Annotated in this window: 7 protein-coding genes; 5 read left to right on the forward strand and 2 right to left on the reverse strand. The window is 72.5% G+C overall.

Going from position 1 to position 10,731, the window contains the following annotated elements; genetic code table 11:
- Positions 1-5: 5 nt before the first annotated feature.
- Positions 6-1,022: an ROK family protein gene (locus DMH12_RS03160; RefSeq protein ID WP_125489987.1), complete on the reverse strand. Its 1,017-nt coding sequence runs from the start codon at positions 1,020-1,022 to the stop codon at positions 6-8.
- Positions 1,019-2,737: a hypothetical protein gene (locus DMH12_RS03165; RefSeq protein ID WP_125489988.1), complete on the reverse strand. Its 1,719-nt coding sequence runs from the start codon at positions 2,735-2,737 to the stop codon at positions 1,019-1,021. Before DMH12_RS03165 ends, DMH12_RS03160 begins: the two co-directional genes overlap by 4 nt.
- 291 nt (positions 2,738-3,028) lie before the next feature.
- Here DMH12_RS03165 and DMH12_RS03170 point away from each other — a divergent pair, with 291 nt between their 5' ends.
- The 5 genes from DMH12_RS03170 to DMH12_RS03190 all read left to right on the forward strand — a co-directional run bounded on the left by DMH12_RS03170 (position 3,029) and on the right by DMH12_RS03190 (position 10,658).
- The gene (locus DMH12_RS03170; RefSeq protein ID WP_125489989.1) at positions 3,029-4,342 is read left to right on the forward strand and encodes an ABC transporter substrate-binding protein; all 1,314 of its coding nucleotides are present in this window, start codon (positions 3,029-3,031) and stop codon (positions 4,340-4,342) included.
- On the forward strand, positions 4,339-5,292 hold the full coding sequence (locus DMH12_RS03175) for a carbohydrate ABC transporter permease (RefSeq protein WP_125489990.1): 954 nt from the start codon (positions 4,339-4,341) through the stop codon (positions 5,290-5,292). Before DMH12_RS03170 ends, DMH12_RS03175 begins: the two co-directional genes overlap by 4 nt.
- Positions 5,293-5,294: 2 nt before the next feature.
- Positions 5,295-6,110 (forward strand): carbohydrate ABC transporter permease, encoded by an 816-nt coding sequence (locus DMH12_RS03180; RefSeq protein WP_185832123.1) that lies wholly within the window; start codon positions 5,295-5,297, stop codon positions 6,108-6,110.
- A gap of 61 nt (positions 6,111-6,171) precedes the next feature.
- The gene (locus DMH12_RS03185; protein ID WP_125489992.1) at positions 6,172-7,395 is read left to right on the forward strand and encodes a glycoside hydrolase family 76 protein; all 1,224 of its coding nucleotides are present in this window, start codon (positions 6,172-6,174) and stop codon (positions 7,393-7,395) included.
- Between the two features lie 113 nt (positions 7,396-7,508).
- Positions 7,509-10,658, forward strand: coding sequence for a glycoside hydrolase family 38 C-terminal domain-containing protein (locus DMH12_RS03190; RefSeq protein ID WP_125489993.1), 3,150 nt, complete (start codon positions 7,509-7,511; stop codon positions 10,656-10,658).
- The last annotated feature ends 73 nt before the right edge of the window (positions 10,659-10,731 follow it).

A 10,731-nucleotide genomic window follows, 5' to 3' on the forward strand; every position in this document is an offset into this window, starting at 1 on the left:
GGTCCTCATGGAGCGTCCCCTGCCTCACGCGACCAGTGGGCGGCGCCGAGCAAGGGGGCCGCCTCGGGCCGCCGGGCCGGCAGCACGGGAACGCGCCGTCCACCGGCCGAGGCCAGCCCCGCGGTGAGTGCGGGGTGGATCAGGTCCCACGACCGGGCCACGGAGCCACCGATGATCACCGCGGTCGCCTCGAAGCGGTCGGTCCAGGGAGCCAGGGCCCGGCCGAGTGCGTCGAAAGCGTAGCGGAAGGCTTCGCCGGCGGCGGCCTCCCCCTTCCCGGCGCGTGCGGCTATGTCCCGGACGTCGGGCAGGAGCGCGTCGTCCACGCCGGAACCGGTGGCGGGGTGGGTGGGCGCCTCCGCGCCGGCCTCCACAAGCGCCCCCGCACCCTCGACCCCGACCGCCGCCGCCCCGCGGAGCGCGGCGTAGTGGGCGCGGAGGCCGCGGCGCGACACAGTGTCCTCAAGGGGCCGGCCGTACACGGGCAACCGGTGCACGTGGCCGCTCGGCGGCACCACGGGGCCGGAGTGGACGGGACGGCCGCGGGACAGGAACGAGGACCCCACCCCCGTGCCCAGCGTCAGGCAGACGACGCGATCGTGGCCCGCGGCGGCACCGGAGCGGTACTCGCCCACGGCGAACGCGTCGGCGTCGTTGAGGAAGCACAGCCGCTCCGCCCGGCCGGCCAGGCGTGCGCGCAGGCCGGCGCCGACGTCGACGCCGGACAGGGACTCGAACTTGCCCATCCCCTGGAAATGGCCGACGCCGGTGGCGTAGTCGAAGGGACCCGGCATCGCCACACCCCAGCGCGGGCCGTGCCCGGCGGGCAGCGCCAGGGCCGCCGCGGCGACGGCGTCGAGGACCACGTCGGCCTCCGCGTCCGAGCGCAGGGGTGTGCGGACCACCGTCGAGGGGAGCACACGGCTCGCGGCGGGGTCCACGAGGGCCGCGGTGACGTGCGTACCGCCGATGTCGAGCACCGGGACCGGCAGCGGGGCCCGGCCGGTGGGGGACCCGGTCACGGCTCCACCACCAGCGCCTTGACGATCCGCACCTCGGTGTCGCCCAGGGCGCGGACGCGGTAGGGGCCGACCGCGGCGGGGACGGTGAGGGTCTCGGCGAAGGCGAGCGGGTGCGTGCGGCCGTCCGCCGTCTCGACGACGGCGCCCTCGCCCGCGGCCACATTGAGGATGTGGAAGCGGCCCGCGGTGTCGTCGGGGATCGCGGCACCCGGTTCCACGACGAGGCGGTGCACCGCGTAGAACATCTCGGGCAGGGCGCCGACGACCTCCTCGCGCCAGCCGTCCGCGGCGCGCAGCGTGCGCGGCTGCTGGACGAGGTCCTTGACGACGTCCTCCCCGCGCCGGCCCGTGTCCAGGTTGGCGAACCCGTGCTCGTAGGGCAGTGGACGGGACGCACCGGCGGCGTCCTTGCGCAGCCAGTCGTAGAGCCGCAGGGAGTAGAGGTACGGGGTGGCGCTCACCTCCAGGACCAGGTTGCCCGCGCCGGAGGCGTGCGGTGTGCCCGCCGGGATCATGAAGAGCTGGCCCACCGTCGCCGGGTGGGACTGGACGTGGTCCTCGACGGGCACCGGGGCGCCGTTCTCGACGGAGTCCTCCACCTGGCGCCGCAGGGTGTCGACGTCGGCCCCCTCGGTGAGGCCGAGGAGCACCCGGGCGCCGTCCTCGCTCGCGGTGACGTAGTACGTCTCGTGCTGGGTGTACGGCCAGCCGAACACGTCCCGCATGTACTGCTCGCGTGGGTGGAGGTGCAGGGACAGGTTGCCCCCGCCCACCGTGTCCAGGTAGTCGAACCGGATCGGGAAGGAGGTGCCGAACCGGCGGTGCACGTCCGCGCCGAGCAGGTCCACGGGGTGGGTGACGCACAGAAGCTGGAAGGGGACCTCGACCTGCGGTCCGCCCCGCTCGCCGACCAGGACGCCCGCCTCGGGCGCGATCAGCTCGTAGCCGAGGGCCGTGTTGCCGGCCTGCGGGGTGAAGCCGAGTTCGCTCGCCGCCCACCGGCCGCCCCACGGGGTGGAGTTGAAGTACGGACGGGTGCGCACCGGGCCCCGGGCCAGGTGGGCAAGGGTGGCGCGCAGGGCCGCCCCGTCCAGTGCGGCCGGGGCGGCCGGGTCCTGGACGTCGATCCATCGGTCGATCCGTTCCGCGATCGCGTCGCGGTGCCGGTCCAGCACGGGCCAGTCGGTGTAGAACAGACGCACCAGGTCGCCGGGTGCGGCGGGGCGGCCCAGGTTGACGCCGACCGGCAGTTCGCCCTTCGACACCGCCGCCTCGGCGTACCGCTTGGGCAGGTCCGCGTACCAGAGCAGGTCCGGCTCGCACAGTGAGGCGCCCGGCCCGTACGCCACGACCACCGCGTCTCCGCCGGGGCGCTCGGGCCGCGGAGGGGAGTCGAACAGGTCCTCGACCCGGGCCTGGGACAGCGGGGTGAAGAACGGGTCGTGGTCGGGAACGGACCGGGCCGCCAGCCGCTCGCCGGCGGCCGGCCCGTAGTGGGCGCGCACGTCGACCAGGTCCGCCTCGCGGCCCGTGGCGCGAACCGCCTCGGCGAGGCCGTCGGCCACAGCGGCCCAGTCCAGGGCCGCGGGACCGTCGACGGCCAGGACGAGCGGGCCCGGGGGCAGGCCGACGGCCAGGGCGGGCCAGCCGGCGACGACCTCGCCGGCGACGGGCTCATAGCTGGGGAGGAGGTCGTACGAACGAGACGCGGGCACAGCTGCTCCTTACTCGGCTCCACGATGCTCGTTAACGATAACAGTGCATGGCTAAAGGAGTCCATGCCCGTTCCGTGGACTCTCGGCTACGCCCTCATGCTCGTGAGCTGCGTATTTGCCAAGAAGTGCGATGGAGCTGGATTTTCTTCGAGTCGAAGCCTTGCTGTGGCCGGAATGGTGTCGTTAACCTCCACGCAACACGCACTGGGCAGCTCCGGGCCGCAACGGGCCCCGCGCGCCCCGTGATTCACATCCGGCCATACAGGTGGCCCGATTCCGTGAAGGTGATCCATGTCAGCATCGGGCAGGACCAGCAGCGCGACCGCGCCGCTTGCCCGGCGCCGCCTCCTCGTCGGGGCGGCCGCCGGTGCGGCCGCCCTCACGGCGGGGGGCTGCGCACGGGGAGCGAGCACATCCGCGCAGCCGGGGACCACGAGCATTTCCAACGACAACGCCACCTGGGACGACGGCTACCGCGCGGCCGGCCGGGAACTGGAGAAGATCACCGGTTTCGCGCTGCGGCCGCTGTCGAATCCGTCCGTCACCTCGTACCAGCAGGTCGTACAGATGACCCTGCAGACCTCGAAGGCCTCGGACCTCGTCAAGTGGGCGTCGGGCTACCAGCTCAAGCGCCTGGCGCGGGCCGGTGGGCTCACCGACCTGACGCACGTCTGGGAGGGGTACGCGGCCAAGGGGTGGGTGCGTGCCACGTCCCGGGAGGCGGTCTCCTACCGCGGCAAGGCGTTCGGCATCCCGCTGTACGAGTCGTACTACGTGCTCTTCTACAGCAAGCCCGTCTTCCGGAAACTGGGCCTGTCCGCCCCGGGCAGCTGGGACCAGTTGCTGCACTGCGCGGAAGTCCTCAAGCGCAACGGGATCACCCCGTTCCTCGCCAGCCAGGTGGGCGGCTGGCCCGCGATCGAGTGGTTCCAGGAACTGGTCAGCAAGGTCGACCCCGGCTTCTACGGGCGCCTGGTGGCCGGCGAGGCCTCCTACACCGACGAACCGGCCCGCCAAGCGATGGACATCTGGCACGACTTCATGCGCAGGGGCTGGATGACGCCCCCCGACTTCGACCAGGCCCGCGGGCCCGGCGCGCTGAAGGAGGGCACGGTGGGCATGTTCCTGCACGGCACCTGGCAGGCCTCCGGCATGTCGGCCGCCGGCATGAAGCCCGGCACCGACTACGGCGCCTTCATCCTGCCGACGGTGCGGCCCTCCACGCCCAAGAGCGTGATCGCCGAGTCGGGGGTCTTCGTCGTGCCCGGCCGCGCCTCCTCGCACGAGGCGGCGACGGCCAACGTCGGCGCCTGGCTCACGCCCTCCGTCCAGCGAGTGTGGAGCGACTTCCTCCAGGACAGCTCCGCCAACCCCACGGTGCGCGCCGGCAACCCGGTGGTGGCCGAGCTCCAGCGGGACATCGCCCGCAACCGCCGGACGGCCCTGGTCCGCTACTGGGAGGCCGGTCCGCCCAGCCTCATTCAGGGCAACACCAACGACCTCGGCGGATTCATGGCCGGGCAGACCTCCCCGGCCACCACCCTGCGCCGGATGCAAGACCGTGCGCACGACGAATGGGCGGCCTGGAAGCGAGACGAAGCATGAGCACTCCTGCGACCGACCGACGCCCTCCGACCGCCGCCGGACCCACTGCCCCCCGGCGCACCCCGCCCACCTCCCGGACCCACCGGTGGGTCGCCGTGCGGGAACGGGTGGCGGCCGCCGGCTTCATGGCCCCGGCGGTCCTGCTCGTCACCCTGTTCCTGCTGGCGCCGTTCGTGTGGACCATCCATCGCGGCTTCTTCAGCGACACCCGGACCTCGCCGTTCAGCTGGTTCGACAACTACGCGCTCTTCGCGTCCGACCCGGCCCTGGCCCGCTCCATCCAGAACACGCTGATGTGGGTGGTGGGCACGGTCGCCCTCCCCTTCGTGCTCGGACTCGCGATCGCCTGCATGACCAACGCCGGCCGCTTCTCGCGCCTCGCGCGGCTGTGCGTCGTCCTGCCCTACGCGCTCTCCGGGTCCGCGGTCGCGGTGGTGTGGAACTTCATGCTCACCACCGACGGCGCCGTCAACCAGGTCCTGACCGGCCTGGGACTCGACTCGCTGGCCCAGGGCTGGCTGCTGACCTGGCCCGGCAACACCGTCGTGATGATCCTCGCCAACGCCTGGCAGGCCACCGGTGTCGCCGTCATCCTCTTCCTGGTCGGACTCCAGTCCATCCCGCCCGAGACCCTGGAAGCCGGCGCCCTGGACGGCGCCGACGGGCGGCAGCAGTTCTGGCACATCGTCCTGCCCCAGCTCCGTCCGGTCTCGATCATCGTGATCGGCATGAGCCTGGTCAACGGCCTCAAGTCCTTCGACCTGATCTGGGTGCTCACCCAGGGCGGCCCCGGACGGGCCACCGAGACGCTCGCCGTCTCCATGTACAACGAAACCTTCCTTGAGCTGCGGCCCGGCGCCGGAGCGGCCATCGCGGTCGTCCTCACCGTGATCGTGCTGGCGGCCTCCTGGCTCTACCTGCGCCGCCAGCTCGACGTGAAAGGCGACTGACGATGCCCCTCGGCCGACTTCTGCGCAACGCCGTCATCGGGGTGCTCGCCCTGCTGTGGCTGATCCCCACCTGGCTCCTGGTCGTCAACGCGCTCGTACCCGCCGGGAGTTACACGGGCAGCCCGCACTGGCTGCCCCGGGACTTCGGGCTGTTCGACAACATGTCCCAGGCCTGGGAGAAGGCCGACCTGGGCCCCGCGCTCGGCAACAGCCTCCTGTACTCCGTGGTCAGCGCCGTGGCCGCCGCGGTGATCGCCGGCTTCGCCGCCTTCGCCACGATCGTCATGCCGGTCAGGCGGCAGGCCCTGTGGTTCTGGGTGATCTACTCCGGCACCCTCCTGCCCCTCCAGGTCTTCCTCAGGCCGCTGTTCCTGTCCTACGCGCACACCTCGCTCTACGACACCCAGATCGGCCTGGTGCTGATCTACACGGCCATCGCGGTCCCGTTCGCCTTCTTCGTCATGCGCAACTACGCCCTGACACTGCCGCGTGAGGTGGTGGAGGCCGCGCGCATGGACGGCGCCTCGTGGTGGCGGGTGTTCTGGCAGATTCACGTCCCGTTGACCCGGTCCGCCATGATCGCCGTGTTCGTGTTCCAGTTCGTGGCCGTCTGGAACGACCTGATGTTCGGCATCACCATGGTCACGAGCCGCAACATCCGCCCCGTCATGGCCGCGCTCGCCGACCTCCAGGGCAACTACTCCAACGTCGGCCCTCCCATCGTCCTGGCCGGCGCCCTGCTGGTCTCGCTGCCGACGCTGCTGCTCTTCTTCTCCGCCCAGCGCTTCTTCGTCAGCAGCCTCAAGATCCACCGCTGAGCCGGCACGCCTGCCCGCCGTCTCCCCCTCAACGTCCTCATCACCGCGAAGGGACACCGTCATGCCGAGATCGCTCCTCACCCGCGCCGTAGCCCCCGTCCTCTGCGCCGGCCTGCTCTGGGCCGCCGCCCCCGCACAGGCCCGGACCCCCGCGGACGCCCAGAGCCCCGCACAACCCCGCCCGCTCTCCTCCGCCCAGTGGGCCGACCACGCCACCGACGCCTACCGGGCCCTGCAGAAGCACTTGTACGAGGGCCCCGGCCGCCACGGGCTGTACCTGGAGCACACCCCCCGCCAGGCCTCCGACCCCGAGCACTCCTACCTGTGGCCCTTCCGCGAGGCCGCACAGGCGGCCGTCGACATGCAGCACCTCCCGCGCACCGGGGCCGCCTACCGTCGCGACGCCGCCGAGCGCTTCGAGACGGCCGAGCTCTACTACACCCCCGGTGAGCGACCGGGCTACGAGTCGTACCTGCCCGCCCCCCTGGGTACCGGCGGCGACGTGTACTACGACGACAACGCCGTCGTCGCCCTGTCCCAGCTGGACCAGTACGAGGCGACCGGCGACGAGCGGTACCTGGAGCGGGCCGAAGCGGTCGTGCCGGTCGTCTCCCGGGCCTGGGACGACGACACCACCAAGGCCTGCCCCGGCGGCATGGACTGGTACGACGGTCCCGGCAACACCGTCCGGGCCACCAACGTCACCGCCCTTTCCGCCCAGCTCGCCGCCCGGCTCTACGAGCACACCCGCGACCCCGCCCACCTCGCCAAGGCCGAGCAGTGGTACGGCTGGGTGTACTCGTGCATGCGCACCGCACCCGGGCTGTACGCCAACGACCGCGGCGACGACGGCGGCACCAACGGGACGCTGTGGACGTACAACTCGGGCGCCATGATCGGCACCGCCACCGCCCTCCACCGCGCCACCGGTGACGCCGGCTACCTGCGCAGGGCGGTGGAGGACGCCCGCGGCTCCCTGGCGTACTGGACCGAGGGCAGCCGACTTCACGACCAGCCGGCCGTCTTCAACGCGTTCTACTTCAAGGACCTGCTCGACCTGGACGCCGTCCGTCCCGACGGGGCCTACCTCAAGACCATGAGCGCGTACGCGGACAGTACCTACCGGACCAACCGCGACGCCACGAACGGCCTGTTCCGCTTCCAGCCCTCGAACGGCGGCGACTACGACCCCGCCGCGCCGGCCGCGACGCTCAACCAGTCGGCCATGGTCCAGATCTTCGCCACCCTCGCCGACGCCACCCACCCTCGCCACCGGTCCTCCTGACGCCGCCCACTGCGCCACCCGGTCCTCCTGACGCCGCCCACTGGCTCCACCCGGTCCTCCTGACGCGGCCGGCCGCGCCACCGCACCCCTCGACGCAAAGGACACCCACGCACATGCCCAAGCCACCGCTGACCCGGCCGTCCTGGTGGGACTCCGACATCGCGCGCGACCTCCTCAAGGAGCGCGTAGCCACCACCGTCGGCCTCGGCGGCCTGCGGGTGCGGCTGTCGGGGGAGCCCCTGCTGCGCCACGACGCGACAGGCGGACTGCTTCAGTCCATACGGCTGCGGGTGGAAAGCCCCGACGGCGCCCGCCCGCGACCGACCCTCACCAGGGCCCGCGTCACCACCAGCGGGGGCACCCCGGTCCACAGCGAGCTCGTGCCGGGGCCAGAGGGCGATACCCGCCTCCTGGTCCCGGAGGTGGACGCCCTTACCCCGCTGCTGATCGAGCTGCCGGAGCTGGAGGAGGGCACCCTGCTCGCCTTCGAGGCCCACCCGCAGCGCCACTGGACGCTCCACCTGGTGCAGCACTCCCACCTCGACATCGGCTACACCGACCCGCAGGGCCGGGTGATGGCCGAGAGCCGCGCCTATCTCGACTCGCTGCTGGAGCTTTGCCGCGACACCGACGACTGGCCTGAACCCGCCCGGTTCCGCTGGGCCGTCGAGGGGTTCCACTCCTTCCAGGACTGGCGGGCCAACCGCCCCCGGCGCCAGGTGGAGGGCTTCCTGGACAGGGTGCGCGAGGGACGCGTCGAACTCACGGCCATGCCGTTCAACCTGCACACCGAGACCTGCTCCACCGACGAACTGCACGAACTGCTGCGTCCGGTGGCCGAACTGCGCGACCGGCACGGCATCGACATCACCACGGCCATGCAGACGGACGTGCCCGGCCAGGTGGTGGGCCTGCCCGACGTCCTCGCGGACCACGGCATCCGCCACCTGTCCGTGGCGCACAACTGGGCGGGCCGCGCCGCGCCCCACCTGGTCGGCGGGGAACACCTGCCCCGCCTGTTCCGCTGGCAGGCGCCGAGCGGCAACAGCGTCCTGGTCTGGCGCACGGACACCCCGCACGGGCTGGCCTACATGGAGGGCTCCATCCTCGGCTTCGACGAGTCCTACGACCACGTCGACGACCTGCTGCCCGCCTACCTCAGCGCCCTGGCCCGCTTCCCCTACCCCCATCAGGGACGCGGCATCCCCGGCTTCCCCGCCCTGGGCCTGCCGGACACCGCCGACCCTTACCCGTGGGACGTGCTGCACCTGCGCGTGCTGGGCAAGTTCGCCGACAACGGCCCCCCGCGCCGTATCATCTCCGACACCGTGCGCCGCTGGAACGAGGAGTGGGCCTACCCGCAACTGCGGGCCTCCCGCAACCAGGACTTCTTCGAGGACGCCGAGAAGCGCGTCGGGGACCGGCTGGAGACCTACCGGGGCGACTGGAGCGACTGGTGGGTCGACGGCGTCGGCGCGGGAGCCGTCCCGCTCGCCTCCACCCGGCGCGGCCAGGCGGCCCTCGCCGAGGCGCAGACCGTGGCCGGCTACGCCCACCTGATGGGCGTCCCCGGCAGCACGGCCGTCACCACGGGCGCGCCGGCCGTCTACCGGTCCGCCTCGCTGTTCAACGAGCACACCTGGGGCGCGGGCGACCCCTGGACCCACGGGGAGCACGGCCACGGGTCCGGCGAGAAGCAGTGGCACTGGAAGTACGCCCAGGCCATGCGCGCCCACGACGACGCCGAGACGCTCCTGGACTCCGCGTCCGCCCTGCTCGGCGAGGCCTTCGCCCCCGCCGCCGGCGCGGCGGCGTCCTTCTACACCGTCAACACGTGCAGCTGGCCGCGGAGCGAGACCGCCAGGCTCTTCCTCCCGGAGAGCACGGTCGCGCTCGACGAGCCGGTCCGGGTCCTTGACGCCCGCACCGGCGAACCGCTGCCCTTCGCGCAGGAGGCCCAGAGCAACGAACGCCACCGCGCGGCCGGCCGCTTCCTCAACGTCCCCGTCGCGGACGTGCCGGCGTGCGGAGCCGTGCGCCTGGACGTCCTCACCGGCGCACAGTCCCCGGCCGGCCACGACGTCGAGGGGACGGCGCTCGGGTCCGCCGACGCCACCGTCCTGGTCAACGACCACCTGCGCGTGACGGTCGACCTGCGCGAGGCGTGCGTCTCCTCGATCGTGGACAGGGCCACCGGCCGCGAGCTGGTCCGCCAGGACGCCGTCGTCGGCTTCAACGGCTACGTCTACGACGAGTACGCCACCCCCGGCGCGTTCAACCACCAGTCCAGCAAGACCGTGGCCGACGACTCGATGCACCTGCTCGCCTCGCGCAGCACCGCCCCGCCCGCGGCGCTCGTCGACCGCACGACCGACGCCACCGGGCACACCCTCGTCTACGAGTGCGCCTCGGCCGGCACCCGCCGACTGCGGGTGCGGGTGCACCTCCCGCACGGAGCGGCCCGCATCGACATCGAGAACCGCATCGACAAGGACGCGACTCTCACGAAGGAAAGCGCCTACTTCGCCTTCCCCTTCGCACTCGACCACCCCGTCGTGCACACGGAGGCCACCGGCGGCGTCCTCGGCACCGACCGGGAGACCGTACCGGGCTCGGCGGCCCACATGCGCGCCGTCCGCCGTTGGATCAGCCTGAGCGACGGCACCCGCCACGCCGCACTGGCCACGACGGACGCCCCGCTCGTCCAGCTCGGCGGGATCGCCATCCCCTACGTCCCCTATCCCCAGTCGCTGCCGCAGGAGGAGCCTGCCACGGTCTTCTCCTGGGTGCACAACAACATCTGGGACACCAACTTCCCCGCTCAGCAGGGCTTCGACCACGTTTTCCGCTACAGCGTCGGCTTCAGCACGGGCGGGGAGGACGCCGACACCCTCGGCGTGCGCGTCGCCGCCGTCACCGGCCACCCCCTCGTCCCGGTCCGCGCCCGCGCCTCGGCCCGGGCCGAAGTCCCGGCGCAGGCCCGGTTCCTGACGGTGAACGACCCCAGGGTGCGGCTCGTCGGGGTGACAGTCCCCAACAACGGCCGTCTGCTGGTGCGTCTCCAGTCGGTGGCCGACACCCCGGTCACCTGTCGCCTGAGCACCCCCTTCAGGGTGGCCCGCGCCTTCCGCACCACCTACCTGGGCCTGTCCCCGCGTGAAGCCGGGCCGGACCCGGACGGCACCGTCCCGGTCGACGTACCGGCGCTCGGGACGGCCGCCGTCGTCCTGGACCTCGCCTCACCGACGCCGGGGGAGGACTGATCCGAACGCCCCCACGGGGGGGCTCAGGGCAGCGCGACCCACCCTTCGCCGCCCCCCTCGGGCATCGACGTCC

Origin of the sequence: Streptomyces sp. WAC 04229 (assembly GCF_003947455.1) — a bacterium.
Classification (GTDB): Bacteria; Actinomycetota; Actinomycetes; order Streptomycetales; family Streptomycetaceae; genus Streptomyces.

Coding starts and splice junctions, on each gene's coding strand:
- DMH12_RS03180 (WP_185832123.1), top strand. CDS start 5,295: ATGCCCCTCGGCCGACTTCTGCGCAACGCCGTCATCGGGGTGCTCGCC.
- DMH12_RS03170 (WP_125489989.1), top strand. CDS start 3,029: ATGTCAGCATCGGGCAGGACCAGCAGCGCGACCGCGCCGCTTGCCCGG.
- DMH12_RS03175 (WP_125489990.1), top strand. CDS start 4,339: ATGAGCACTCCTGCGACCGACCGACGCCCTCCGACCGCCGCCGGACCC.
- DMH12_RS03190 (WP_125489993.1), top strand. CDS start 7,509: ATGCCCAAGCCACCGCTGACCCGGCCGTCCTGGTGGGACTCCGACATC.
- DMH12_RS03185 (WP_125489992.1), top strand. CDS start 6,172: ATGCCGAGATCGCTCCTCACCCGCGCCGTAGCCCCCGTCCTCTGCGCC.